Source organism: Kitasatospora sp. NPDC048194 (assembly GCF_043202455.1).
Lineage (GTDB): Bacteria > Actinomycetota > Actinomycetes > Streptomycetales > Streptomycetaceae > Kitasatospora.
The window spans coordinates 1-26,604 of sequence record NZ_JBIDAK010000037.1; the positions used below are offsets into that span (position 1 = coordinate 1).

20 protein-coding genes and 1 rRNA gene are annotated in these 26,604 nt (G+C 74.6%); 16 read left to right on the top strand and 5 right to left on the bottom strand.

Going from position 1 to position 26,604, the window contains the following annotated elements; translation table 11 throughout:
• The 10 genes from rrf to ACGF07_RS30660 all read left to right on the top strand — a co-directional run.
• Positions 1-75, top strand: a 5S ribosomal RNA gene (gene rrf, locus ACGF07_RS30615); the annotation flags it as partial.
• 290 nt (positions 76-365) lie between these two features.
• A complete protein-coding gene (locus ACGF07_RS30620; RefSeq protein ID WP_392904013.1) occupies positions 366-1,775 on the top strand; it encodes a sensor histidine kinase in 1,410 nt (469 codons plus the stop codon).
• A complete protein-coding gene (locus ACGF07_RS30625; RefSeq protein WP_350744960.1) occupies positions 1,727-2,392 on the top strand; it encodes a response regulator transcription factor in 666 nt (221 codons plus the stop codon). Before ACGF07_RS30620 ends, ACGF07_RS30625 begins: the two co-directional genes overlap by 49 nt.
• Positions 2,393-2,592: 200 nt before the next feature.
• A complete protein-coding gene (locus ACGF07_RS30630) occupies positions 2,593-4,221 on the top strand; it encodes a DUF2637 domain-containing protein (protein ID WP_392904016.1) in 1,629 nt (542 codons plus the stop codon).
• Positions 4,222-4,327: 106 nt separating this feature from the next.
• Positions 4,328-5,617, top strand: coding sequence for a DUF6986 family protein (locus ACGF07_RS30635; protein ID WP_392904018.1), 1,290 nt, complete (start codon positions 4,328-4,330; stop codon positions 5,615-5,617).
• A gap of 131 nt (positions 5,618-5,748) precedes the next feature.
• Positions 5,749-6,972 carry an IS4 family transposase gene (locus ACGF07_RS30640; RefSeq protein WP_392904020.1) on the top strand — a complete coding sequence of 408 codons (1,224 nt, stop codon included), beginning with the start codon at positions 5,749-5,751 and terminating at the stop codon, positions 6,970-6,972.
• Positions 6,973-7,223: 251 nt separating this feature from the next.
• A complete protein-coding gene (locus tag ACGF07_RS30645; RefSeq protein ID WP_350744954.1) occupies positions 7,224-7,880 on the top strand; it encodes a YigZ family protein in 657 nt (218 codons plus the stop codon).
• A 323-nt stretch (positions 7,881-8,203) separates the two neighbouring features.
• Positions 8,204-10,114 (top strand): hypothetical protein, encoded by a 1,911-nt coding sequence (locus tag ACGF07_RS30650; RefSeq protein ID WP_392904022.1) that lies wholly within the window; start codon positions 8,204-8,206, stop codon positions 10,112-10,114.
• Positions 10,115-10,229: 115 nt separating this feature from the next.
• Positions 10,230-11,924: a restriction endonuclease gene (locus ACGF07_RS30655; RefSeq protein WP_392904025.1), complete on the top strand. Its 1,695-nt coding sequence runs from the start codon at positions 10,230-10,232 to the stop codon at positions 11,922-11,924.
• Positions 11,925-12,299: 375 nt separating this feature from the next.
• Positions 12,300-13,064, top strand: coding sequence for a ZIP family metal transporter (locus ACGF07_RS30660; RefSeq protein ID WP_392904027.1), 765 nt, complete (start codon positions 12,300-12,302; stop codon positions 13,062-13,064).
• 144 nt (positions 13,065-13,208) lie between these two features.
• Here the strand turns inward: ACGF07_RS30660 and ACGF07_RS30665 are convergent, their stop codons facing one another.
• Positions 13,209-14,114, bottom strand: coding sequence for a LysR family transcriptional regulator (locus ACGF07_RS30665; RefSeq protein ID WP_392904030.1), 906 nt, complete (start codon positions 14,112-14,114; stop codon positions 13,209-13,211).
• 102 nt (positions 14,115-14,216) lie between these two features.
• On the opposite strand from ACGF07_RS30665, the gene ACGF07_RS30670 reads away from it, so the two are divergent.
• Positions 14,217-15,158, top strand: a complete 942-nt coding sequence (locus ACGF07_RS30670; RefSeq protein ID WP_392904081.1) for an EamA family transporter — start codon at positions 14,217-14,219, stop codon at positions 15,156-15,158.
• Here the strand turns inward: ACGF07_RS30670 and ACGF07_RS30675 are convergent.
• Entirely contained in the window at positions 15,049-15,636 is a 588-nt protein-coding gene (locus tag ACGF07_RS30675) for a MarR family winged helix-turn-helix transcriptional regulator (RefSeq protein ID WP_392904033.1), read from the bottom strand. The genes ACGF07_RS30670 and ACGF07_RS30675 overlap by 110 nt on opposite strands.
• 179 nt (positions 15,637-15,815) lie before the next feature.
• On the opposite strand from ACGF07_RS30675, the gene ACGF07_RS30680 reads away from it, so the two are divergent.
• A complete protein-coding gene (locus ACGF07_RS30680; protein ID WP_350744942.1) occupies positions 15,816-16,148 on the top strand; it encodes a DUF2218 domain-containing protein in 333 nt (110 codons plus the stop codon).
• Here ACGF07_RS30680 and ACGF07_RS30685 read toward each other — a convergent pair.
• Positions 16,121-16,774, bottom strand: coding sequence for a phosphatase PAP2 family protein (locus ACGF07_RS30685; RefSeq protein ID WP_392904035.1), 654 nt, complete (start codon positions 16,772-16,774; stop codon positions 16,121-16,123). The two genes, ACGF07_RS30680 and ACGF07_RS30685, sit on opposite strands and share 28 nt — an antisense overlap.
• A gap of 561 nt (positions 16,775-17,335) precedes the next feature.
• On the bottom strand, positions 17,336-18,676 hold the full coding sequence (gabT, locus tag ACGF07_RS30690; protein WP_392904037.1) for a 4-aminobutyrate--2-oxoglutarate transaminase: 1,341 nt from the start codon (positions 18,674-18,676) through the stop codon (positions 17,336-17,338).
• A 241-nt stretch (positions 18,677-18,917) separates the two neighbouring features.
• Here gabT and ACGF07_RS30695 point away from each other — a divergent pair, with 241 nt between their 5' ends.
• The 3 genes from ACGF07_RS30695 to ACGF07_RS30705 all read left to right on the top strand — a co-directional run bounded on the left by ACGF07_RS30695 (position 18,918) and on the right by ACGF07_RS30705 (position 24,306).
• Entirely contained in the window at positions 18,918-20,999 is a 2,082-nt protein-coding gene (locus tag ACGF07_RS30695; protein WP_392904039.1) for an ATP-binding protein, read from the top strand.
• A gap of 154 nt (positions 21,000-21,153) precedes the next feature.
• On the top strand, positions 21,154-22,719 hold the full coding sequence (locus tag ACGF07_RS30700; protein WP_350748793.1) for a PucR family transcriptional regulator: 1,566 nt from the start codon (positions 21,154-21,156) through the stop codon (positions 22,717-22,719).
• 144 nt (positions 22,720-22,863) lie between these two features.
• Positions 22,864-24,306, top strand: coding sequence for an aldehyde dehydrogenase family protein (locus tag ACGF07_RS30705; RefSeq protein ID WP_350748796.1), 1,443 nt, complete (start codon positions 22,864-22,866; stop codon positions 24,304-24,306).
• Between the two features lie 108 nt (positions 24,307-24,414).
• On the opposite strand, the gene ACGF07_RS30710 is transcribed toward ACGF07_RS30705, so the two are convergent.
• On the bottom strand, positions 24,415-25,083 hold the full coding sequence (locus ACGF07_RS30710) for an NAD(P)H-binding protein (protein WP_392904042.1): 669 nt from the start codon (positions 25,081-25,083) through the stop codon (positions 24,415-24,417).
• Positions 25,084-25,286: 203 nt separating this feature from the next.
• Between ACGF07_RS30710 and dxr the strand changes: the two genes are divergently transcribed.
• Positions 25,287-26,516, top strand: a complete 1,230-nt coding sequence (dxr, locus tag ACGF07_RS30715) for a 1-deoxy-D-xylulose-5-phosphate reductoisomerase (RefSeq protein ID WP_350746975.1) — start codon at positions 25,287-25,289, stop codon at positions 26,514-26,516.
• Positions 26,517-26,604 lie beyond the last annotated feature (88 nt).

The following is a 26,604-nucleotide window of genomic DNA, read 5'->3' on the forward strand; positions in this document are numbered from 1 at the left end:
AACCCGGAAGCTAAGCCTCACAGCGCCGATGGTACTGCAGGGGGGACCCTGTGGGAGAGTAGGACGCCGCCGAACAATTCTTCTGAAGAACCCCCATCCGGATCCCCGGATGGGGGTTCTTCGCGTTTTCACGCTCTCTCTGCCGTCTCTTGCCGTCTCTTGCCGTCTCTCGCCTTCTCGGCCTTCCCGGCCTTTCCTGATTTCTCAACGTTTTCGATCCGTTCCGATCGCCGGCCGGGTATTGCTTCGGCCATCGACAGGTGGACCTAGGTCCACCTCGGAATCGGGGTGCCACGGCCACTGCCCGACGCCGGTCGTTCGTGAACACTGAGGGAGGACGATCGGTACCGGAATCAGGAGCTCGCGTGACCACAGTGACTAGTACCAGCGGCACGTCCGTGCGTGCGCAGACCCGGGCGGCCTTCGAAGCCGGTGGTCAGGGGCTGGTCCGGCTGGCCCAGGTGGCGCTGGCCGCGGCCGTGGGGTTCATCCTGCCGGTCGTGGCGGCCGTCTTCGCCGGAGTGGTGACGCAACGGTTCCTCTGGTACTACGCCCCAGGATCCATGATCGCCCTCGCCGCTGCCGTGGTGGCCGGCTCCTTGGTGGCGGCCACCCTCGTCCGCAGGACCGCGAACCGCACGCGCGGGTTCCTGGACCGCTGGTACGGCATCCGCCTGCCGGTGGCGTACGGACCGCGGCCGGAGCTGGAGTTGGACGACCGCGGGCACTGGTGGACGGGGTACTCGTACCACCGCTCCCGGCTGGTCGCGAAGTACGTGCAACTGGTCCACTGGGGCCTGCGGGACCGCACCACCCGCGCCGAGCTGGCCTGGCTGGTGGTGAACCCCTTCCTGGTCGCCGCCCTGGCCGGTCCGGTGGCCGTCCTGCTGGTGCTGGGGGCGGCCTGCACGGTGTCGGGGCCGGACCTCGCGGTCGGCGTCGGCCCGCTGAGTCCGTACGTGAGGCCGGTCCTCCTGAGGTTCGCGGTGGGGATCGGGACGGTCCTCGCGGGGGTGCTCCTGGCCCCGCTCGCGGTGCGCGGCTACGCGGAGGTGGCGCGCCGGGTGCTGGACCAGGACGGCCGGGCGACGCACGCCCAGCTGACCCGGCGGGTGGCGGAGTTGACCGAGACCAGGGCGGACGCGGTGGGCAGCCAGGCGGCCGAGCTGCGGCGGATAGAGCGCGATCTGCACGACGGTGCGCAGGCGAGGCTGGTCGCGATCGGGATGACGCTGGGCACCATCGAGCACCTCATGGAGACCGACCAGGCGGCCGCGAGGGAACTGCTCGCCGAGGCTCGGCAGTCCTCGGCGCGGGCGCTGCAGGAACTGCGCGACCTGGTTCGCGGCATCCACCCGCCGGTGTTGGCGGAGCGCGGACTGGGGGATGCCGTCCGGGCGTTGGCACTGGACAGCGCGCTGCCGACGGAGGTGTGCGTGAGCCTGCCGGACCGGCTGCCGGCCCCGGTGGAGGCCGCCGCGTACTTCAGCATCAGCGAGTTGCTGGCCAATGCGGCCAAGCACTCGGGGGCGGAGCAGGTGTGGGTGGACATCCTGTACCGGGCCGGCCTGCTGCGGGTCACGGTGACCGACGACGGCGTCGGCGTGGCCGATCCGTCGCGCGGTACGGGCCTCCGCGGGATCGAGCGCCGATTGGGTACCTTCGACGGTGTCCTCGCCATCGACAGCACGTCGGGCGGTCCCACCACCATCACCTTGGAGCTGCCGTGCGAGTTGTCCTCGCCGAGGACCTCTACCTCCTTCGCGAAGGCCTGATCCGCCTCCTGGAAGCGCATGGGTTCACCATCGCGGCCGCCGTGGAGACCGGCCCCGAACTGCTGGAGGCGCTGCTGACCCACCGCCCGGACGTCGCCGTGGTCGACGTCCGGCTGCCGCCCACGCTCACCGACGAGGGGCTGCAGGCCGCGCTCAAGGCGCGCCGGGAGATCCGGGGGCTGCCGGTGCTGGTGCTGTCCCAGCATGTCCAGCAGCTGTACGCGCGGGAGTTGCTGGCCGACGGCACGGGCGGCGTCGGCTACCTGCTGAAGGACCGGGTGTTCAACGCCGGGCAGTTCATCGACGCGGTCCGCCGGGTGGCCGCGGGCGGGACGGCGATGGACCCGGACGTGATCGCCAAGCTGATGCAGACCACGTCCCGTCGCCCCGGCCCGTTGCTCGGGCTGTCCCCGCGCGAGCGCGAGGTGCTGGAGCTGATGGCCGAGGGCTGTTCGAACTCGGCGATCGCCGCCCGCCTCTCGGTCAGCGACGGCGCCGTGGCCAAGCACATCGCCAACATCTTCAGCAAGCTGGGGCTCGCTCCGGACGAGGACGCCAACCGGCGGGTGATGGCCGTGCTGGCCTACCTCAACGGCACGGCGGTGCAGAACCGCTGACGGGCCGAACGGCCCCGGGGGCGCTGTTCCCGCCTGCCGGGGCGTTGCCCTCCAGGCTGCGGAAACGGTGAAACACGCGTACGAGTAAACTCCGATGGGCCGAGCCCGGAGGGTGCTCAGCCGTCCGGCGGCCTGACTGGCGGGAACCGGCAGCCGAGGCGCGTACGGCAGCAGCCGAGATCCAGGGGTTGATAGACGTAATGGCACGCCCAACGCTCACCAAGGCCCATCGCGGCTTGCTCGGCCTGGTCGCTGCCGGTGCCTGCATCATCTCGGGCATCGGCTTCGCGGGCTCGTACAACGCGGTGCGCGAGCTGGCTGTGGAGAAAGGTTTCGGTGCCTTCTCCTACGCCTTCCCGATCGGCGTCGACGCGGGCATCGTCGTGCTCCTCGCCCTCGATCTGGTGCTGACCTGGCTGCGGATCCCCTTCCCGATGCTGCGTCAGACGGCGTGGCTGCTGACCGTCGCCACCATCGCCTTCAACGCGGCGGCCTCCTGGGGCGACCCGCTCGGCATGGGGATGCACGCCGTCATCCCGGTGCTGTTCGTGGTCGTGGTCGAGGCCTCCCGGCACGCGGTCGGCCGGATCGCGGCGATCACCGCGGACCGTCACATGGAGTCGGTCCGGGTGATGCGCTGGCTGCTCTCGCCGGTGCCGACCTTCCGGCTCTGGCGGCGGATGAAGCTCTGGGAGCTCCGCTCCTACGACGAGGTCATCCGGCTCGAACAGAACCGCCTGGTCTACCGCGCGCAGCTGCGCTTCCGCTACGGCCGCGGCTGGCGCCGGTCGGCGCCCATCCAGGCGTTGCTGCCGCTCAAGCTCGCCAAGTTCGGCGTCCCGCTGGACCCGTCGCTGCTCGACCGGCTGGATGAGGAGGCCCGCGAGCGCGAGGCCAAGGAACTCACGGCGGAGAACGAGGCCAAGGGGCTCGAACTGCAGCTCCAGCAGAGCCGCAACGCCGCGGCCATCGCCCCGGTGGCCGCCGCCGGCGCGGCGGGCGCGGCCCAGCAGTCGGTTCCGCACCCGCAGCAGCCTCGCCCGGAGCCGGCTCACGTCCCGTCCCAGGCCCAGGCGCAGTCCTCCGTCGAGGCCCCGGCCGGCGCAGCACCGGTGGGCGCAGCCCCGGCTGGCGCCGCAGGGCCGGCAGCCGCGGCCGCAGCCGCCGCGCCGCTGTCGCCCGAGGTCGCCGCGCCGATGCTGGCGAAGCTGCACGCCGTCCGGCTGCGCGTCGCCCAGGAGCCCGCGGAGGCGACGGAGCCGGCTCCGCAGCCCCGGGGCGAGGAGCTGAACGTCTGGACGGCACGTCCGATCCGCACCACCGGGCACTCGGTCGACCCGGCCACCGGTGGACGGGTGCCCGGCCAGGCCTCGCCGTGGTTCAAGCCGCCGCGTTCGACCGAGGCACCCGCCCCGGCCTCCTCGGCCGCCCCGGCTCCGGCGCCCCGGGCGCAGGCCCAGGGCCCGGTCGCCGCGCAGCCCGACCCGGCGGGACCGCAGCCGGCTCCGGCCGCCCAGCACGGCCAGGCCGAGCGGCCGATGCAGGCCGGGCAGCCCGGGCAGCCCGTCGCGGCCGAGGAGCCCGGCCTGGCCGAGCTGCCCGAGGACCGCCACGGGCTCGTTCCGCTCGACCAGGACATCGCCTACGACGCCCTGGTCTCCTACATCGACAACCACGGCCACCAGCCCGACCCCCAGCGCCTCGCCGCCTGGCTGACGGCCGAGTACGGCCTCACCGGCAAGGGGCCGGACGGCTCGGTCCACCCCAAGGAGGTCGCCGAGCTCTACCCGCAGCTGCGCGACCGCTACGCCGCCGCCGGGAGGGACTGACCCACCCCGCGTCCACCGCTCGGTCGGCCATTGACGCCCGACCCCGCCGCAGCTACCTTCGCCTCAACAAACTGTTGAAGAGCTGGTTCGGCACGGAGGAGTGCGGATGTCGCAGGTCGAGGTCGACGGAACCGGGCCGACGGGCGGGGCGTCCTTCTCCGCCACCGCCCGCGCCGCCGTGGAGGCGCTGCTCGCCCCGGTGGACGCCGACCTGGCGCGCCGCTACCCGGGCGACTCCGGGAGCCGGCAGCCGGTGCACACCGTCTACGTCCCGGCCGACGCCTTCGGCGCCGAGACCGTGCGGGACTGGGGCCGCCAGGCGCTCGAGGCCTTCGACACCCACGCCGCCACCCCCGCCGAGCTGGCCCGAGCCCTCGGCGTCGCCGACGGCGACCTGCTCGCCGACGTGCACGCCCGGGTCCGCGCCAAGCTGCTGCGCGAGCCGATCGAGGACCTGCGGATCGACTTCGAGGACGGCTACGGCCCGCGCCCGGACGCCGAGGAGGACGCGGCCGCGCTCCGCGCCGCCGAGCTGGTCGCCGCCGCGGTCGCCGACGGCAGCGCCCCGCCGTCCATCGGCATCCGGATCAAGTGCATGGAGGCGCCCGTCCGCGCCCGTGGCATCCGCACCCTGGAGCTCTTCCTCGCCACCCTGGTGGCGAACGGCGGTCTGCCGGACGGCCTGGTGCTGACCCTGCCCAAGGTGACCTACGCCGAGCAGGTCACCGCCCTGGTCCGGCTGCTGGAGGACTTCGAGCGCCGCGCCGGGCTGCCGGCCGGGCGGATCGGGTTCGAGATCCAGATCGAGACCACCCAGGCCATCCTGGGACCGGACGGACGCGCCACCGTCGCCCTGATGATCGAGGCGGCCGAGGGCCGCGCCACCGGCCTGCACTACGGCACCTTCGACTACAGCGCCTCCTGCGGGGTGAGCGCGGCCTACCAGAGCATGGACCACCCGGTCGCCGACCACGCGAAGGCCGTCATGCAGGTCGCCGCGGCCGGGACCGGCGTCCGGCTCTCCGACGGCTCGACCAACGTGATCCCCACCGGCTCCACCGAGCAGGTGCACGCCGCGTGGAAGCTCCACCACGACCTGGTCCGCCGCTCGCTGGCCCGCGCCTACTACCAGGGCTGGGACATGCACCCGGCGCACCTGCCGACCCGGTACGTCGCGGTGTACTCCTTCTACCGCGAGGGCTTGGCGGCCGCCGCCGCCCGGTTGGCCGCGTACGTCGCCAAGGCGGGCGGTGACGTGATGGACGAGCCGGCCACCGCCCGGGCGCTCAGCGGCTACCTGCTGCGCGGGCTGGACTGCGGTGCCGTCGACCCGGCCGAGGTCACGGCGCTGACCGGGCTCGACCGCGCCCAGCTGGACGCCCTCGCCGGCCGCTGACGCTCCGGCCGTTGACGGTCCGGTCACTGACGGTCCTGCCGTTGACGGTCCGCCGCCGGCGTTCCGGCCGTCCGGACAGGGCCTAGGCTCAATGCCGGTGACTTTGGTGTCTGGGGCTCGTTGGTTGTGGTGTGGCAAGGGTGGGGCAGGTCAAGTCGCCTGCGGGTGAGCGGTTGTCGGACCGGATCGCGATCGGGGTGCTGACCCAGGCGTTTCCGCCGGGTCTGGTCGATGAGGTGATCGCGGAGACCGGGCGCGGCGAGAAGAGGAGTCGGCTGCTGCCGGCTCGGGTGGTCGTGTACTTCGTGCTGGCGATGTGCCTGTTCTTCGGGCAGGGCTACGAGGAGGTCGCGCGGCTGCTGGGCGAGGGACTGGGGGACGGGCGGCGGTCGTGGCGGGTGCCGACGACCGCCGCGATCGGCCGGGCCCGGCGGCGGCTGGGCCCGGAGCCGTTGCGGTTGCTGTTCGCGCGGGTGTGCCGACCGGTGGCCGCGCCGGAGACGGCGGGTGCCTGGTACCGGCGCTGGCGCGTGGTGGCGATGGACGGCACCACGCTGGACCTGGCCGATACCGAGGCCAACGACGCGTTCTTCGGCCGCCCGGGCACGGGGCGCGGGACGGGCGCGTTCCCGCAGGCCAGGGTCGTGGGGCTGGCCGAGTGCGGCACCCACTGCGTCTTCGGCTCCGAGGTGGGCCCGCTGTCGGTCAGCGAGCAAACGCTCTCCCGGCGGCTGTTCACCCACCTGGAAGCCGGGATGCTGCTGCTGGCCGACCGGGGCTTCTACGGTTTCGAGCTGTGGCAGCAGGCCCGGGCCACCGGAGCCGACCTGCTGTGGCGGGTCCGCAAGAGCGCGAACCTGCCCGTCGTGCGAGTCCTCGACGACGGCTCGTACCTGAGCACCGTCCACGCGGAGCCCGACCGCCGCAGCCGCCGCAACCCGGTGACCGTGCGGGTCATCGAGTACACCCTCGCCCGCACCGGCGACGCCACGCTCTACCGGCTGGTCACCACCCTCCTCGATCCGAAGGAGGCGCCGGCCGCCGAGCTGGCCGCGCTCTACGCCCAGCGCTGGGAGATCGAGACCACCCTGGACGAGATCAAGACCCATCAGCGCGGTCCCAAGCTCGTCCTGCGCTCGAAGTACCCATGGGGCGTCGAGCAGGAGGTCTACGGCCTCCTGCTCGTCCACCACGCCATCCGGCGGCTGATGCACCAGGCCGCCCTCCACGAGGGTCTGGACCCCGATCGGCTCTCGTTCACCCGCAGCCTGCGGGTCGTGCGCCGCCAGGTCCCCGCCCAGGCGGCGCTATCCCCCCGGACGACTCGCCGCAGCACTGACCCGCACCCTGGCTGAGATCGCCGAACGCCTGCTGCCTCCGCGCCGTCAACGGACCTGCCCGCGAGTCATCAAACGCAAGATGTCCAACTGGCCCCTCAAGCGGGCCCAGCACCACAACTGGCCACCACCACAACCAGCAACACCAACCATCACCCCGCGCGACACAACCTAAAGTCACCGGCATTGCGCCTAGGCTGGCGGTGCGGCTCCGGGACACCGGGGTGCGCGCCGCCAGCCGTCGTCGTTTCCGGGAGAAGTACCGCGCCATGTCCGCCACGCCGGAACCGACCAGCAGGCCGTACCTCACCATCCGGCGGGCCGGCAGCCACGAGATCGAGATCAAGAAGTCCCGGTTCATCTGCCACCTCGCCCGGGTTGCCGACGAGGAGGAGGCGCAGGCCTTCATCGCCGGAATCCGCAAGCAGTACTGGGACGCCCGGCACAACTGCACGGCCTTCGTGGTCGGCGACGAGCAGCGCCGCGAACGCTCCAGCGACGACGGCGAGCCCGGCGGCACGGCCGGGGTCCCGATGCTGGAGGTGCTGCGCCGCCGTGGCCTGACCGACACCGTCGCCGTGGTGACCCGCTACTTCGGCGGGATCAAGCTCGGCGCCGGCGGTCTGGTGCGGGCGTACGGGAGCGCGGTGTCGGAGGCGGTCGACGGCATCGGCCTGCTGGAGCGGCGGCCGGTCGCGCTGCTGGCGGTCACGGCGGACCACGTGCGTGCGGGTCGGGTGGAGAACGACCTGCGGGCCGCCGGGTACGCGGTGAACGACCTCTCCTACCAGGCCGACGGGGTGCGGATCGAGGTGGGCGTGCCGGAACCGGAGGTCGCCGCGTTCCACACCTGGCTGGCCGAGGCCACCGGCGGCGCCTCGGTGGCGGTCCCGGTCGGTCGCAGCTACGTCGAAGTGCCGGTCTGAGCTGCCGGGGGATCAGCCCGGAGACCAGCCCGGAGAGCCGCCTGGGGACCAGCGCGGGGAACGGTCGGACGACTACCCGGGGAACCGCCGGGCAACTGCCCGGACAGCCGTCCGGAACCTCCGGCCAGGGTCGCTTCCCGTAGCCGAGCGGTCGCGCCACGCGGAAGGCCGCTTGAGCAGATTCACCCGAACGTAGTGTCGTGGCCCGGAGTTGGAACTTCCGCTCCGGGCCGTGGCGTTTCCTGGGCAAGGATCCGGCCGAACCGGACGAAAACCATCGATGGAGGACACCAGACCCCACCCCGCACCACGGAGGTATGCGCATGACCTCAGACCGCTCGCCGTCGCCCGCCGGTGCCGACCTACCCGGCCCCCGGGGCCCCGCGACGCCCTACCGGATGACCGTCACCACCGCCCTCCCGCACGCCGAGGCCGTCGCCCTGGCCGATGAGCAACTCGCCTCCTGGCTCAAGCAGGAGGGCTGCGAGGAGCCCCCACCGGCCCGTCGGGCCGCCTGGCCGGCCGAACCGGGAACCCCCCTCGCCGCCGAACGGCTCCGCCTGGGCGACCGCGTCCTGCTGGACCGGGACCACGGCCCGCTGCGCGGCCCCTCCGGTGCCGGCCGCTACGACCGCCGCCGGCTGCGCACCCCGGCCCCCCACGGCACCGGGCAGCTCACCGTCACCGTGGCCACGGGCGCCGACGGCCGCACCTGGTTCCGGCTGGAGGCCGAGGCCCACAGCACCGGCAGCGGTGTGCGGACCCCGTGCCGGGTGCCGGTGCCCGAACTCGCCCGGACCCTCCTCCCGTTGCTCGACGCCACCGACGGCCCGGCCGCCGTGCACCCGGCACCCCGGGTGATCACGGCCGACGGGGTCGACGCCCTGATCGACGAACTCTGCGACCCGGAACGCCGACTGCCCACCGTGGTCGCCAGCGTCCCGGTGAACCTCCCGCTCGAGCGCTGGGTCGAGGACGTGGTCCGCCCGCTCTGCCGGCAGCTGCCCGGCCTCGCCACCGCCTACGTGCTGGATCCGGGTGCCCGCACCGGCTTCAACGTCGCGCTGGAGTACCACACCGTGTACGGCGGTGCGGTGCGCACCTACCTGCCCGAGGTCGACCCGGCCTCCCGGCAGGACGGCGCCCGACATCCGGTACTCGCCCGGGGCCGAATAGAGCAGGATCTGCGCCGCGCCGCCGGCCTGCTCGCCCGCGAGCCGCGCCGCCTCGCCGCCGACCAGCCGCTTCCACCCCCGCTCGCGGCCGTTCCGGTCCTGCGCGTCCCGCCGCCCCAGCTCCGCCGGTCCGCCGACCGGCCGACCGCAGCGGGCGTTGACCAGGCCCTCGCTCCGGCCGTCGAGGGGGCCGCCGAGCTGGCCGCGCTCGCCCGCGAGGAGCAGCAGGACCGCGCCGAACAGCAGGCCAGGGCCGACGAACTGGAGCGGGTCCGCCGCACCCTGCGACTGGAGCGCCGCGACCGCGCCCAGGGCAGGGAGGGCCACGAGGGCCAGCAGGGGCGCCTCCGGACCGTCGGGCGAGGCCTGACCGGCCGTCACTGCAGCAGCCCGGGCATCGGCTCGTCGCTCTCCGGCCCGTCGCTCTCCGGTCCGTCGCTCTCCGGTCCGTCGCTCTCCGGTCCGTCGCTCTCCGGTCCGTCGCTCTCCGGCCCGTCCCACGGCGGTCCCTCGCTCGGCGGTCCCTCTCTCGTCGGCCGGCGGGCCGCTCAGCCCTCCGGCCGGCTCGGCAAGCCCGAGACCTTCACCGAACTGATGGCGCGGCTCGGCGAGTTCCCGCTGCTGACCTTCACCGGAGACCAGAAGGCGGCGCTGGCGCTGGACGGGTTCCAGTGCGCAGGCGCCGGCTGGGCCCGACTCGCCTGGGACGGCCTGACGGCCCTGCAGGAGTACGCCGAGGCGGCCGTGCGCGGGGCGGCGGGCGGGGACTTCAAGCAGTGGTGCGAGCACACCCCGGACGGCTGTCACCGCTTCCCGCCCCGCAAGGCGGTGCGCGGGGAGTCCCGGACGGTCTTCAGCCACACCAAGTGGAAGCGGGAACGGATGCTGCCGGTCCCGGAATGCGTGGACGCCACCCGGCGCGCGTTCATGGGCGCGCACCTGCGGATCGGCGGCGGCCGCACCGCGCCCCGGCTGCACTACCTGGACGACTGCTCCGGAAGTGGCCGGATCTACGTCGGCTACATCGGCCTGCACCTGACCAACACCCGGACCAACTGACCGGCTCGGCTGACCGCCGCGTCCGTTCGGTGGACAATGTCCGGCAGGGGGCGGGGGTCGCGGGCCGGCCGGCCGCCCGGGCAGGCGCCGGACGAGCATGGGGGAACGACGACCGATGCAGTACTCAGCAGACGGCCGGTCCGACGGCACCGACACCGTCCCGTTCCCCCAACCGGGCTTCCTCGCCTCGGTGTTCCGCGACCTCGGCGCCGACCAGGACCCGGACTCGGACGACCCTGTCGACGGCCGGACCGCACCCGACCGCCCCGGACACGGGGCGGCGGGTGACGGCCCGTCCGCCGGCGGCACCACCGGCCCCGGCAGCACGGACCCCGGCGCCAGCGACCCCGGGGACGGCATCGCCGCCCATGCCCGGGCCGCCGCCCTGGCCCACCACCGCACCCTCACCGTCCAGGCCGAGCACGACCGGCTGACCGACCTGCTGCGGCGGGCCGCGCTGCCCGTCTCCGCCATGGACTTCGAGAGCCAACTGCGCCACTACGAACCCCGCCCCTACCCGGGCGACGACGCGGCCACGACCGACGAGCCCGAACCCCGCTGGGCGGACTTCGCACCCGCCGAACCGCCCGCCGCCGACCCGGAGGCCGGGCCGTCCCGCCGCCTGCTCGACTCCGGGTACCAGCGCGAACTGGCTCAGGCCCGGCTGGCCCACCAGCGGGCCCTGCGCGAGTGGCGCACCCGCCGGGCCGAGGCCGACCGTCCGGCGGCCGACGAGTCCCGGCGCGCCCACGAGGAGGCCGAGGAGGCCCGCGCCCGCGCCGTGCGCGAGTACAACGAGAGCCTGGAGGAGTGCCGGCGCGCCTACCGGCTGGCCGAGCCCGCCGCGGTGGAGTCGCTCCTGGAGCGGGCCCTGGCCGCCGCCGAGACGGCCACCCAGGACCTCGCCGCCCCCTGCCGGGCGGTGTTCCGCCCGCTCACCCGCACCGCCGTGCTGGACCTCGACCTGCCCCCGCTCGACCTGGTGCCCTCCCTCACCGGCTACCGGCTCGCCCCCGACGGCGACATCCTGCCCGTGCCGCGTCCGCCCGCCGACCGGGCCACCGACTACCTACGGCTGGTCGCCCGGCTCGCGCTGCGCGCCCTGCAGGCCGCCGACGCCGTCGACACCGACGAGATACTCGCCGGTGTCGTGCTGAACGGCTGGTTGCGCGAGCCCGGTGCGGCCGAGCCGCTCTGCCTGCTCAGCGTGGACGCCGACCGCGACGCCCTGGCCCGCACCCGGCTGCTGCCGCCGGAGGCCCCGTACGAGGAGCGCGACGGCGAGGGCGTCTACGCCGACGCCGAGCAGGACGAGGCCCTGGTCCGGCTGCGCCAGCTGGGCGCCGCCGTCACCCCGGACCCGTACGCCCGGACCGTCGTCCAGCCGGCCGCCCAGGCCGGGGCCGCCGTCCCGGCCGCGCCCGACCTGTCCGCCAACGAGTTCGCCCAGCTGGTGCGCGACCTGCTCACCAGGGGAGGGCTGGCCGAGTGGAGCGTCCGGCTGCGCGGCCCGGACGGGCTGGTCGCCACCGGCGAGGGGTCCCCGGGCAGCGCGTTGCCCGGCCGCTGGGTGGTCTGGGCGTCGAGGGGTGCCACGCCGGTCGGTGCGGAGCAGATCATGACCCTCGCCGAGGCCGTCGCCGAGGAGTCCGCCGAACGCGGCCTGCGGCTCACCACCGGCCGCTTCACCGACGAGGCCCTGGACCTCACCGCCGAGGAGAGCCACCGGCACATCCACCTGATCGACGGTGACGGCGTTCGCGAACTCGCCCGTACCCACCTCGGGCTGCCCCTCGCCGCAGGCCTCTGACGAACCGCCGCCCCGGACCCGGACCCGGGCCCGGGCCCGGACCCGTACCCAGATCCAGACCTGGACCCGGACCTGGACCCCGGCCTGCTGCCCTGCCCGACCCGCCCCCGAGCCGGTCGGGCGGGGTCGCTCCTGCCACGGCGTTCACTCCGACGGCCCACCCGGCGGGCGACCCACCGGCCCCGGGCCGAGGCTGAGGACCGAACCCCGTCGGCCCAGGCACCCCCCGGGCGATCACCGTCGAACGGCCGTCCGGTACGGTCGGCGGTCGGCCCGGCCACGGGCGGATCCCAGGGGGAGAGGAATGGGCACAGCGCTCGGCAGACCACACGGCGGTACCGGCCATCCGGCCGGGCCGGCGCGGGAGGCAGCCCGATGACCGCCGTCCTGGTCGCCGCCGGGGCGTTCCTGATGACGTTGATCGGCGGTTTCGTCGCCCAGCGGACCGGCGACCGCCGCCATCTCGTGCTCGGCTTCGCAGCCGGCCTGATGCTCGGCGTGGTCGCCTTCGACCTGCTGCCGGAGGCCCTCCACCAGGCGCCCGGCGAGGTGCACGGCGTGCCGCAGGCGCTGCTGATGTTCGCGGTCGGCTTCCTCACCATCCACGTGATCGAGCGCGCGGTCGCCATCCACTGCGGCCACGAGGGCGAGTACGCGGAGCACACCCACGGCCACCACCACGGCCACACCCACCACGCCGGGGCGCAGGGCATCGGACTGACCGCCGCACTGGCCCTGGTCGGCCACAGCGTGATGGACGGCTTCGCGATCGGCGCCGCCTTCCAGGCCGGCACCACGGTCGGCACGGTGGTGGCCATCGCCGTGGTCGCCCACGACTTCGCCGACGGCTTCAACACGTACACGATCACGCGGCTCTACGGGAACAACCGGCGCCGGGCGCTGACCCTGCTCGCCGCCGACGCGCTCGCCCCGGTCTCCGGCGCCGCGATCACGCTGGCCTTCACCATCCCGGAGCACCTGCTCGGCCTCTACCTGGGCTTCTTCTCCGGCTTCCTGCTGTACCTGGCGACCTCCGACATCCTCCCGGAGGCGCACAGCCCGCACCCCTCGCGCAGCACCCTGCTGTGCACCGTGGCCGGGGTCGGCTTCATGTGGCTGATCATCGGCTTCGCCAACTGACAGCCGGCCCCACCCGGCCGCAGCCCCGCAGTCACCCCGGCCCGAGCCCCACCGCGGCCCCAGCTTCACCCCGGCCCGAGCCCCACGCCGGCCCCAGCTCCACCCCTGCCCCCCCAGCCGGACCGGTCGGCCGACCGGCCTCCCCTACCCGGCGAGCCGGCTCCAGCACTCCCGCATCGCGGCCAGCGCCTCGGTGATCGCCGGCCGCCGGGAGGCCTGGGCCCGCCAGAGCGCGAACACCCGCCGACTCGGCTGGGAGGCCACCGGCCGGGCCACCACCCCGGCCGGCAGCGGTCCCCGGCCGAGCCGGGGCACCAGGCCCATCCCCAGGCCGGCCGCCACCAGCGCGATCTGCGTCTCGAACTCGCCGACCTGGTAACGCACGTCCGGCTCCTCGCCGGCCTCCCGCAGGGTCCGCACCAGCCAGTCGTGGCAGATGTTGCCCGGCGGCACGCTGATCCAGCGCTGCCCGCAGAGCCGCTCCACCGGCACCGCGTCCAGCGCCGCCAGTTCGTCCCCGTCCGGCACCAGCAGGTCCACCGGGTCGGTGCCGAGGTCCAGCCGGGCGAGGCCCTCCTGCACCGGCAGCGGGACGCTCGGCCAGTCCTGCACCAGCGCGAGGTCCACCTCGCCCCGGGCCACCAGTTCCGCCGCCGGGTACGGGTCGCACTCCAGCAGCCGTACGTCCAGCTCCGGGCAGCGCCGCCGCAGCCCGGCCAGCACGGCGGGCATCAGCCCGCGTGCGCCGGACGGGAAGGCCGCCACCAGCAGCCGCCCGACCGCCTGGCCGCGCTGCTCCTCCAGCCGCACCTCGGCCTGCTCCACCAGCCCCAGCACGGCCTGGGCGGTGGTGGCCAGCTCGCGCGCCGCGTCGGTCAGCACCACGCCCCGGCCCCGACGCTCCAGCAGCACCGTCCGGGTCTCCCGCTCCAGCTTGGCGATCTGCTGCGAGACCGCCGAGGGCGTGAACCCGAGGGCAGCCGCGGCCCGACCGACCGAACCGTGCACCGCCACCGCGTGCAGCGCCCGGAGGCGTCCGAGATCCATCATGCAGCGATCCTAAAGTGTGGCCTTCAGGTTTCGTTGCTGGTGCTACACGATCAACGACGCCATGCTCGACCCATGACCGCGACACCCGCCGCCCCGAGCGGCATGCACCCCCGTCACATCGCCCTGGCCGTCCTGGTCGCCGCCGTGTGGGGCCTCAACTTCGTCCTCATCGACGTCGGCCTGGACAGCTTCCCGCCGCTGCTCTTCGGTGCCCTGCGGTTCGCCGTCGTCGCGGTGCCCGCGGTCTTCCTCGTCGGGCCGCCCAAGGTCGCGTGGCGCTGGGTGCTGGCGGTCGGCCTCGTCCTGGGGGTGGTCAAGTTCGGGCTGCTCTTCCTCGGCATGCACGCCGGGATGCCGGCCGGCCTCTCCTCGCTGGTCCTCCAGGGGCAGGCCGGCTTCACCGCCCTGTTCGCCGCCGCCCTGCTCGGTGAACGTCCCGGCGGACAGCGGCTGATCGGTCTGACGATCGCCTTCGCGGGCATCGGCCTGAGCGCCCTGGAGCAGGGTCTCGACGGCCCGCTCGGCGCCTTCGCCCTGGTGGTGCTGGCCGCCGTCGCCTGGGGGCTGTCCAACGTGCTGACCCGCAAGGCCGCGCCGCCGGACGCGCTGCGCTGGATGGTGTGGGTCAGCGCCGTCCCGCCGCTGCCGCTGCTGGGCCTGTCCCTGCTGGTCGAGGGCCCGGCCGCGGACCTGCGGGCGCTGCGCGGGATTACCCTCGGCGGGCTCGGCACGATCGGCTACGTCGGGCTGGTGTCCACCCTGTTCGGCTTTGTCGCCTGGAGCCACCTGCTGCGCAGCTACGACGCCACCGCCGTCGCGCCCTACTCGCTGCTGGTCCCGGTGTTCGGGATGTCCTCGGCCTGGCTGCTGCTCGGCGAGCGGATCAGCCCGTCTTCCGCGGTGGCCGCCCTGCTGGTGATCGCCGGGGTGGGGATCACCGGGCTGCGCCGTGGCCTGCCGAGCGCCGTGGCGGCCCGGCTGCGAGGAAGCGGGCCTCGGCGGAGCGCAGCACTCGCAGCAGCACCTCCTCGTCCTCGGGGCTGACCTCGCCGAAGTACTCCTGCGCCACCTCGTCCCGGACCTGCCCGATCCGCTCCACCGCCGCGCGCCCGGCCTCGGTCAGCAGCAGCCGCACGGCCCGTCGGTCGGCCGGATCGGGGCTGCGCTCGACCAGGCCAGCCTCCTCGAGGGCGTCGACCACGGTGGTGGCCGAACGGGGGGCGATGTGCAGCTTGTCGGCGAGGTCGCTCAGCCGCATGGCGTGGTCCGGCGTTTCGCAGCCGGGCACGTGGGCGAGGGTGCGCAGCGCCCGGGCCTGGCCGGGGGTGATGCCGTAGGGCTCCAGGCGCCAGCCGGTCTGACGGCGGATCCGCTTGATCGCCCTGGTCATCGCGTCCGCCAGCTCGGCCGCGCTGCCGGGGGAGTCGGATGCGGGATCGGAGGAGCCGGGACCGGAGGAGCCGGGGCCGGGGCCCGGTCCGGAGGGGCGGTCCGCCGGATCGTCGGTCGGCGTGGTGGTCATCGGCGGTCTCCTCGGCTGGCGTCCGGGCCAGCGTATCGGGGCCGGTCGGGGGCCTGCGGCGGGCGGCGGAGGGAGCCGCGGGCACGGCCGGGGAAATATGTTGAGCTTAGCTCAGTATCTGCGGTAGCGTGATGAGGAGTGAGGGGACCCTAAGTTCCCTCCCCGACCCTGGAGGGCCCATGCCCGTTTCCACCGCGCGCGTCGTCACCGACCGTCCCGGCCGCTACGCCAAGCAGCTCGCCGCCCACATGGGCCGCAAGATCGAGGCCACCTTCTCCGAGGAGACCGGCCGCGGGACCCTGGTGTTCGGCGCAGGCACCGCCACGCTGGAGGCCGCCCCGGACGCGCTGCTGCTGACCGTCGAGGGCGAGCGCGAGAACTTGCCCGGCCTCGAGGACGTGGTCGGCCGCCACCTCGTCCGCTTCGGCACCCGCGACGAGCTCGTCGTCGAGTGGCACCGCGACAACGGCGAGGCCGGTCTCGTTCACCGCAACGAGGAGTCCGAGGCCTGAGGCCTTCGGGCGCCCGGCCGGGGCAGCCGCCGGTCGAGCGCCCACAGCACCAGGACCGCCAGGCACCAGCCTGCCACCACGTCCAGCAGCCAGTGGAAGTCGCTCCACACCAGCCCCGCACCCACCCCCAGCGCCAGCAGCGCCGCACCCGCCGCCAGCCCCCGCGCCGTCCGCGGCCCCGCCGCCCGGGCCAGCAGCAGCGCGGCCACCCCGTACGAGAACGTCGCCGTCGCGGTGTGCCCCGACGGGTACCAGCCCCACTGCTCCGGCGTCAGCGGATCCCCGAGCGGGCCGGGCCTGGCGAACGCCGCCTTCGCCGGGACCACCAGCAGCGGGATCAGCACCGAGGTCAGCCCGGCCACCGGCAGCGGCAGCCACCAGCGCGCCGCCCCCGCCCGGCGCCACCACCAGGCGGCCAGCACGCCGGCCGCCAGCAGCACCGGCACGGCGGGCACGGCGCTGCCCAGGTCCGACAGCAGTCGGCCGAGCGGATCGAGCACGGAGTCCGGGTGGGCCGCCCGCACCGCCCGGCGGACCGCGCGGTCCAGCCCGAGCAGCGGCCCGTCCGCCGCCACCTGCCAGGAGACCAGGACCAGCACGACCGCCGCCGACACCGGCACTGCCACCGACCGCGCCGCCCCGCCCAGGACGGCGGACAGCCGCCCCGGAGCAGGGGGGAGAGCTCCGGGGCGGCTCTGAGGATCGCCGTTCCGTGCGCCCCGGGGGGTGTGGGTCGGACGGTCGGTCGATCGGCCTTCGGTGTGCACCGACCCTCGCGGGGCGGCCTGGTTGTCCTCGCGGCGCCCGCGCGGACCCGCCCCTCGGGGTGGCTCCGCGGGCGGCTCCGCCAATGGCTGGGGCTCGCTGTCCATCTGCGATGACATTACGTCAACAGCCCTTCCGAGCCGAGCGCCTTCAGCGATTCCGCACATCATCTTCACCCTGCCCCGGACAACCTCCGGGCCCTCCCGTTGATCACGCCGGCCGCCTCGCCGGGCACGCCGTCGGCTGCTCTCACCGGCTCCCGATCCGAACCAGCCGCGGGCACCGGCCGAACCGGTCGTGGGCACCTGGGGAACGGCCCCACCCAACCGAACGGCCCGTGGAGACCAGAGGTCTCCACGGGCCGTTCAGCGCTGTCCGGACATCCCTCCGGCGGGGGTTCACGACCTGGAGCGCGACACCGCTCAGACGGTGGCGAACGCACCCTCCAGGATGTCCAGGCCCTCGAGCAGCAGGTGCTCCGGCATGACCAGCGGCGGCAGGAAGCGCAGCACGTTGCCGTAGGTGCCGGCGGTCAGCACGACCAGGCCCTCGGCGTGGCAGGCCTTGGCGATGGCCGCGGTGGCCTCCGCGTTCGGCTCCTTGCCGCCCGGCTTCACCAGCTCGACGGCGATCATCGCGCCGCGGCCGCGGACCTCGCCGATGATGTCGAACTTCTCCTGCAGCGAGCGCAGGCGGCCCAGCATGACCTCGCCGATCCGCTGCGCCTTGCCGGCGAGGTCCTGCTCCTTCATCGTCTCGATGGCGCCCAGCGCGGCGGCGCAGGCCACCGGGTTGCCGCCGTAGGTGCCGCCCAGGCCGCCCGCGTGCGCGGCGTCCATGATCTCGGCGCGGCCGGTCACCGCGGCCAGCGGCAGACCGCCGGCGATGCCCTTGGCGGTGGTGATCAGGTCCGGGACGATGCCCTCGTCCTCACAGGCGAACCACTGGCCGGTGCGGCAGAAACCGGTCTGGATCTCGTCGGCGACGAACACGATGCCGTTCGCCTTCGCGTACTCCACGATCGCCGGCAGGAAGCCCTTGGCCGGCTCGATGAAGCCGCCCTCGCCCTGGATCGGCTCGATGATGATCGCGGCGACGTTCTCCGCGCCGATCTGCTTGTTGATGATGTCGATCGCCTGCGCGGCGGCCTCGGCGGCGCAGTTCTCGGCACCGGTCAGCCAGCGGTACGGGTAGGCCACCGGCACCCGGTAGATCTCCGGGGCGAACGGACCGAAGCCCTGCTTGTACGGCATGTTCTTCGCCGTCAGGCCCATGGTCAGGTTGGTGCGGCCGTGGTAGCCGTGGTCGAACACCACGACGGCGGTGCGCTTGGTGTAGGCGCGCGCGATCTTCACCGCGTTCTCGACCGCCTCGGCGCCCGAGTTGAACAGCGCCGTGCGCTTGTCGTGGTCACCCGGGGTCAGCTCGTTCAGCTGCTCGGCGACGGCCACGTAGCCCTCGTACGGGGTGACCATGAAACACGTGTGGGTGAAGGCGGCCAGCTGCTCGCTCGCCTTGGCCACCACGGCCTCGGCGCTGTTGCCGACGTTCGTCACGGCGATGCCGGAGCCGAAGTCGATCAGCGAGTTGCCGTCCACGTCCTCCAGCACGCCGCCGTTGGCGCGGGTGACGTACACCGGCAGGGTGGTGCCGACGCCGGCCGCCACCGCACCCAGCTTGCGGGCCTGCAGTTCCTGCGACTTCGGACCGGGGATCGCGGTGACCAGGCGGCGCTCCTGCGGGAGCGGCGTTACGGCGCTCATGGGGTTTCTCCAGACTTCTCGGCTCGGTGCTTCGCAGGCTACGGCCGCCCTCCCCGGCCGGGCATGCGCCACTCGGTAGCAGTGCGCCGTCCGACTTGTCCGGCGCGGCCAGCGCAGGAGGTGCGACTACCCGCAGGCCCCGCTCCACTACCCTGAGCGCGGGCGTGTCGCCGGTACGGCGGCATGGGTATGGCGGCACCGACGGTGATCGGGCCGGGCGGGCGAGGGAGCGGGGCCGTACATGGCACAGGACGGGGCACACCACCACGGCGAGCGCACCACCACCAGACCCCCGACCCCGCTGCCCCACCAACGCCCCGGCGACCCCGCCTTCGACCTCGCCGAGTGGGCCACCGCCCCGCGGCCCGACGCGGGACCGGGCGTCTACCGGCTCGGCTACCGCCGCCTCGACCCGGAGCGCGCGGAGGCGGCCAAGGTCCCGACCTGGCCGCTGCTGCTGCGGGCGGCGCTCAACGCGGTGGTGGGGTGGTTCGCCTACCTGTACGGCACGCAGCTCCTCATGTACGTGCTCGTCTGGTTCGGCGGGCAGACGGGCATCGGTCCGCTCGCCTCGCCCTCCGAGTCGGAGGCCATGTTCACGCTCCTTGTCGCGAACGCCCTGGTGATCGGAGCCGTCATCAAGGTCTTCGGCCGGATGGGCCGCTGGCCCGAGGTGTGGCGCCGCTACGCCGCCCCGTTGCTGTCCCGGGCGGTGACCAGGGAGGAGCCCGCCGAGGAGGACACCGGGGCGGTGGAGGCCCCCCGCCGCCAGGACCCGTGGGACTCGTTGCGCCGGGGCGGGGCGGCCGAGGCGGCGGCGCGGCTGGAGGCCGAGCCGGTCGGTGACGTCGACTACGTGCGGATCCGGCGCGCCTGGGAGTCCGCGCAGGCGGACCCGGTGTTCGTGCCCGCCTTCGTCGAGCAGGTGGCCGCCCGCGGCGCCGCGGCGTTCGTGCACCCCTCCCAATCGCGCGAGCTGCCCGGCCGGGCGCGGCGGCACGATCTGCTGGTCGGCCAGGTGTGCCTCGGCGTGGCCCAGGACGTGCCGAAGAACCCGCTGAGTCACCGGGCGGCCGGCTTCGCGCTGGATCCGGCAGTGCTGGGCACCTCGCTGCTGGCGGTCGGCCCGGCCGGGACCGGGAAGACCGCCCGGCTGGCGAGGCCGGTGGCGGAGGCGCTGTGCCTCCAGGCGCTGGCCGGTACGGCGTGCGCGGTGGTGGTGGGGGCGGCGGACGCCGATCTCGGTCCGGACGCCTGGTACGACGTGGTGATCGCCCCCGCCGATCCGGCCTCGGCGTACGGCCTGGACCTCTACGGCGGCGCGCGGGATCCGGACGACGCCGCCGCCCGACTGGCCGACGCGCTCCTGCCGGACGAGCTGACGGCCCGTGCCGAGAACGCCCGGACGGCGCTTCAGCAGGTGGTCGGCCCGTTCCACGCCGCGTACCGCCGCTACCCGGGGGTGCGCGAGCTGCGGGCCCTGCTGGGCGGCGAGCCCGACGCGCTGGCGGCGCTGGTGAAGGCGCTCGGCGCGGCCGGGCGGCTGACGGCGTACGAGCGGGACCTGGAGCACCGGGAGCGCCAGCGCGGCCGGGCGGACGATCCAGGGGCGCTGCTGGCGGACCGGCTGGCGCTGCTGGACCGGCCGGCCTTCGAGGGCGCCTTCGCGACCGACGGCACCGGCCGCCCCCCGTTCGCGATGCGGGTGCTGGACCATCCGCTGCGGGTGCGGGTGAAGCTGCCCGAGCGCAGCCACCCGGAGGCCGCCCGGATGCTGTCGCGCCTGGTGGTGGGCCAGTTCGTGCAGGCGGCGGGCGCCCGGGAGGACCGTTCGCTGTTCGCGGGGCTGGTGGTGGACGACGCCTCGGCCGCCCTGGACGCCGGTTCGGTCCGCGGCCTGCAGCGGATGCGGGGCGCGAACGCCGGGGCGGTGCTGCTGCTGCGGACGCTGGTGGACCTGCCGGAGGCGCTGCGGGCGCCGCTCTTCGGCGCGGTCGGCTGCCGGATGGCCTTCCCGGGGATCGCGCCCTGGGACGGGCGGCTGTTCTCGGAGGCCTGGGGGACGCACCTGGTGCAGGAGACCGCGGTCACCCACACCCCCGACACGTCCGGCGGGGTGGTGAGGCGGGTCGGCCGGCTCGGGCGGAAGGCCTTGTCGGGTACCACGGCGCAGACCGAGTCGGTGACGACCCGCGAGGTGGAGCGGCTGAGGTGGTCGCCGTCGGACCTCGCGCACGCGTTGCCGGCGGGGCACGCCGTGGTGTCGCTGACGGCGGTGTCGGGGGAGCAGGTGCCGCCGCTGCTGGTGGACCTTCGGGGCTGACGCGCGCGGGGCCGGGGAAATCGCCTTCGAGGTGGATTCGGCAGTGCCCGTTGTCCGGGCCGTCCATAATGAAGGGGAGAGACCCTCACCAGTCCCACGTCCCTCTCCTCGCCCGGCCGCAACGGCGCGGTCAGGTCGAACCTTCGAAGGTGCCATGCCCCCCACACTCGCCTCCGTCGTCCGCAACAGTTCGCTCCACCTGACGGTGCTCGCCGGCGCGGACCACCTGGAGCGGCAGGTCCGCTGGGTGCACACCAGTGAGCTGGACGACCCGACGCCGTTCCTGGAGGGTGGGGAGCTGCTCCTCACCACCGGCATCAAGCTGGGCCGCACGGCGGCGCAGCTGCAGGCGTACGTGCACCGGCTGGCCGACGCCGGGGTGGTGGGGCTGGGCCTGGGGGTGGGCCTGTCGCACACCGAGGTGCCGCAGCCGCTGGTGGACGCGGCGGCGCAGCGGGGGCTGCCGCTGCTGCGGGTGCCGGAGCCGACGCCCTTCATCGCGATCAGCAAGGCGGTGTCGGCGGCGCTCGCCGCGGAGCAGTACGAGGCGGTGACGACCAGCTTCGAGGCGCAGGAGGAGCTGACCCGGGCGGCGCTCGGCAAGGACGGCACGACGGCCGTGGTGCGTCGGTTGGCGGCCCGGCTGGGGGGCTGGGCGGCGCTGTACGACGGGTCGGGTGCGCTGTCGGTGGTGGCGCCGGACTGGGCGGCCCGCCGGGCGGGGCGGCTGGCGGCGGAGGTGGACCGGCTGCGCCGGCGGCCGGCGCCGTCGAGTGCCGCGCTGCAGGGGCGCGCGCCGGGGATAGACACGGCGGACGAGGACTACGTGGTGGTCCAGTCGCTGGGGGCGGACCGGCGGGCCCGGGGCTTCCTGGCGGTGGGGACCGAGGACCGGATCACGCCGACCGAGCGGTACGTGCTGAACGCGGCGGTGGCGCTGCTGACCCTCACCCTGGAGCGCTCGCGCGAGCTGCGCCAGGCCGAGGAGCGGATGGGTGCGGCGCTGCTGCGGATGGTGCTGGCCGGCGAGGTGCCGACGGCCCGGCAGGTGGCGGCGGGGCTGTTCGGCGGCCTGCCGGAGGGGACGATACGGGTACTGGTGGCCGGAGCCGGGCCGAACGCGGAGGCTGCCGAGGCGCTCGCGGAGCTGGGCGACCGGGCCGAGCAGGCGGGTGCCCGGGTGGGCGAGAAGCTGCTGGTGGCCCGGGAGGACGGCGCCCACGGGCCGCGGCTGATGGTGCTGGCGCTGGACAACGGCGCGGTGCACCGGGCCTGCCTGGGCGCGGTGGAGGAGCACGAGGGCCTGTCGCTGGGCGTCTCGGCGCCGGCCGCGCTGGAGGAGGCGGGCACGGCGCACGCGCAGGCGGAGCGGGCGCTGGCGGTGGCGCTGCGCGGTGGCCGCCGGTCGGTGGACCACGAGGAGGTCGGCGCGGGTTCGCTGCTGCCGCTGCTCGGGGAGGACGCGGTGACGGCCTTCGCGGAGGGGCTGCTGCGGCCGTTGCGGGAGCACGACCGGACGGCCCGCGGTGACCTGGTGGCCTCGCTGCGGGCGTGGCTGTCGCGGCACGGGCAGTGGGACGCGGCGGCGGCCGATCTCGGGGTGCACCGCCACACGCTGCGCTACCGGATGCGCCGGGTCGAGGAGCTGCTGGGCCGCTCGCTGGACGACACGGACGTGCGGATGGAGTTGTGGCTGGCGCTCCGCTCCGGGGAGGAATAGAACACCCGCCTGGACGCGGTGGAGTGGCCTCCGGGCCGAACGCTCCTAGTCGGCCAATCCGGTGGGTGCGCCCGCGCCCCTACCCTCGGGTTCGGGTCCCACGCCCGTGGGCCGTACGACGACGAGGAGAGGGCCGGTACCACGGTGACCACCACGTACGATTTCTGGCTCGCCGGCCGCCGGGCGAGCGGTGACGCCGACTTCGAGGTGCACAACAGCTGGGACGGCCGTCTGGTCGGCAAGGTGAGCATCCCGACCGACGCGCAGGTCGAGGAGGCGCTGGACGCCGCCGTCGCCGCGCTGCCGGTGTTCGCCGCGACCCCGGCGCACCAGCGGGCCGCCGCCCTGGACCACGTGGCCAAGCGGCTGGCGGAGCGCTCCGAGGAGCTCGCCCGGCTGATCACCGCCGAGAACGGCAAGCCGATCAAGTGGGCCCGCGGCGAGGTCGGCCGCGCGGTGTCGGTCTTCCGTTGGGCCGCCGAGGAGGCGCGCCGCACCAACGGCGAGACCATGCGGCTGGACACCGACCCGGGCGGTGTGGGCCGCTTCGCGCTGGTGCGCCGCTTCCCGCGCGGCGTGGTGCTGGGGATCGCCCCGTTCAACTTCCCGCTGAACCTGGTCGCCCACAAGGTCGCCCCGGCGATCGCGGTCGGCGCCCCGATCATCCTCAAGCCGGCCCCGGCGACCCCGCTGTCGGCGATGGTGCTGGGCGAGATCCTCGCCGAGACCGACCTGCCGGCCGGCTCCTGGTCGATCCTGACCGTGCCGAACGACCGCATGCCCGCGCTGGTGCAGGACGAGCGGCTGCCGGTGATCTCCTTCACCGGGTCGGACAAGGTCGGCTACCAGATCATGGACTCGGTGCCGCGCAAGCACACCACCCTGGAGCTCGGCGGCAACGCCGCGGCCGTGGTGCTCGCCGACTGGTCCTCGGACGCCGACCTGGACTGGGCGGCCACCCGGATCGCGATGTTCGCCAACTACCAGGGCGGCCAGTCCTGCATCTCGGTGCAGCGGGTGATCGCCGACGCGTCGGTGTACGACGCGCTGGTGGAGAAGGTCGTGGCCAAGGTGAACGCGCAGGTCACCGGCGACCCGAACGACGACGCGACGGACGTGGGCCCGCTGGTCGACGAGAACGCCGCGAAGCGGGTGGAGTCCTGGGTGGAGGACGCGGTCGCCAAGGGCGCCAAGGTGCTCACCGGCGGTACCCGCGAGGGTGCGACCTACGCCCCGACCGTGCTGGCCGAGCTGCCCGCCGACGCGATCCTGGCCAAGGCCGAGGTGTTCGGCCCGGTGCTGTCGCTGCACAAGGTGGACGGCGTGGCGGAGGCCTTCGCGGCCGTCAACGACTCGCCGTTCGGCCTGCAGGCGGGCGTGTTCACCCACGACCTGCAGACCGCCTTCCGCGCCCACCGGGAGCTGGAGGTCGGCGGTGTGATCATCGGTGACGCGCCGTCCTACCGCGCCGACCAGATGCCGTACGGCGGCGTCAAGGACTCCGGTGTCGGCCGTGAGGGCGTCAAGTACGCGATGGACGACTACACGGTCGAGAAGGTCATGGTGCTGACCGGCCTGGACCTCTGACCGACGGCGCCCGAGGAGGGCCCGGTCCGCTCGGCGGACCGGGCCCTCCGTCGTGTGCGGCCCCGGCCCTTCGGCCCCGGCCCTTCGGCCGGGGGGCGGGCGGGCCGCTCAGGCGTCGTGGCCGGCCGCGGCGGCGACGGCCTCCTCCACGGTGGCGTTCCCGGCGACCAGCTCCAGGGTCTGTCCGGCGGTGCCGGGCTCGTTCAGCAGCGCGGCCAGGACGGCGGCCACGTCGGCCCGGTCGACCGAGCCCCGGCCGACCGAGGGGGCGAGGCGGACCAGCCCCGTCCCGGGGCCGTCGGTGAGCCGTCCCGGGCGCAGCACCGTCCAGTCGAGTGAGGTGCGGGACCGGACGGCGTCGTCGGCGGCGCCCTTGGCGCGCAGGTAGGTCTCGAAGACCGGGTCGCCGGGGTGGCGGGCGGCCGCGTCGGCGCCCATCGAGGAGATGATCAGGTAGCGCCGCACCCCGGCCACTTCGGCGGCGTCGGCGAGCAGCACGGCCGCGTCGCGGTCGACGGTGTTCTTGCGGTCGGCGCCGCTGCCCGGTCCGGCGCCGGCGGCGAAGACCACCGCGTCGGTGTCGGCGAGCAGGGCGGCCAGCTCGGGGACGGTGGCGGACTCCAGGTCGAGCAGCAGCGGCTCGGCGCCGGCGTCGACGAGGTCCTGGGCCTGTTCGGGGCGGCGGATGATCCCGGCGGGACGGTCGCCGCGGTCGGCGAGCAGCCGTTCCAGCTTCAGGGCGATCTGTCCGTGGCCCCCGGCGATGACGGTACGCATGGCTCCGACGGTAGCCCGGGCGGGCCGGGCCGTCCTGGGGAGCGCCGCGACCGGACACACCCGCCGACCCGCGACCCCGACCGGACCCCGCGACCCCGACCGGGCCTCGCCACCCCGACCGGACCCCGCGACCCCGACCGGACCCCGCGACCCCGACCGGACCCCGCCACCAGGACACCCGCGAACAGGACACAATGGGGCGCATGACTTCGCTCGCCCACCCGCAGCTGCGTTTCACGCCCACCGTGGCGGACCCCTCCGGCCCCCGGGAGCTGGTGATCCTCGGCTCCACCGGTTCGATCGGCACCCAGGCCATCGACGTGGTCCTCCGCAACCCGGACCGCTTCCGGGTGGTCGCCCTGTCGGCGGCCGGTGGTCGGGTGGAACTGCTCGCCGAGCAGGCGCTGCGGCTGGGTGTGCACACGGTGGCGGTGGCCGATCCGGCGGCCGAGCCGGCGCTGCGCGAGGCCTTGGCGGCGAAGGCGGCGGGCCGTCCGCTGCCGGCCGTGCTGGCCGGGCCGGACGCGGCGACCGAGCTGGCCGGGACGGAGTGCCACTCGGTGCTGAACGGCATCACCGGGTCGATCGGCCTGCGGCCGACCCTGGCGGCGCTGGAGGCCGGCCGGGTGCTGGTGCTGGCGAACAAGGAGTCGCTGATCGTCGGCGGTCCGCTGGTGAAGGCGGTGGCGCAGCCCGGCCAGATCGTGCCGGTGGACTCCGAGCACGCGGCGCTGTTCCAGGCGCTGGCCGGCGGTACCCGGGCCGAGGTCCGCAAGCTGGTGGTGACGGCGAGCGGCGGGCCGTTCCGCACCCGGACCAGGGAGCAGCTGGCCGGGGTCACCCCGGAGGAGGCGCTGGCGCACCCGACCTGGGCGATGGGTCCGGTCGTCACGATCAACTCGGCCACCCTGGTCAACAAGGGCCTCGAGGTGATCGAGGCGCACCTGCTGTACGACGTGCCGTTCGACCGGATCGAGGTCGTGGTCCACCCGCAGTCGGTGGTGCACTCCATGGTGGAGTTCACCGACGGCTCGACCCTGGCGCAGGCCAGCCCGCCGGACATGCGGATGCCGATCGCCCTGGGGATCGGCTGGCCGGACCGGGTGCCGGACGTCGCCCCGGCCTGCGACTGGACGAAGGCCGCGACCTGGGAGTTCTTCCCGCTGGACGACGAGGCCTTCCCGGCGGTGGAGCTGGCCCGCGAGGTGGGCACCCTGGGCGGGACGGCGCCGGCGGTGTTCAACGCGGCCAATGAGGAGTGTGTGGAGGCCTTCCTGAAGGGCCGCCTCGCCTTCACGGGGATCGTGGACACTGTTGCCAAGGTCGTGGCCGAGCACGGCACGCCGGTGGCGGGAACTTCCCTGACGGTCGAGGACGTCCTGCACGCGGAGGACTGGGCCCGTGCCCGGGCCCGCGAGCTGGCGGCGGGCTGAGCACACCGGCCCGCGGTACCGGCGGCACCCCCGGTCCGGCAGGGCACGCGGTACGACCAGACGATGAGCGGAGCGGCATGACGGAGGG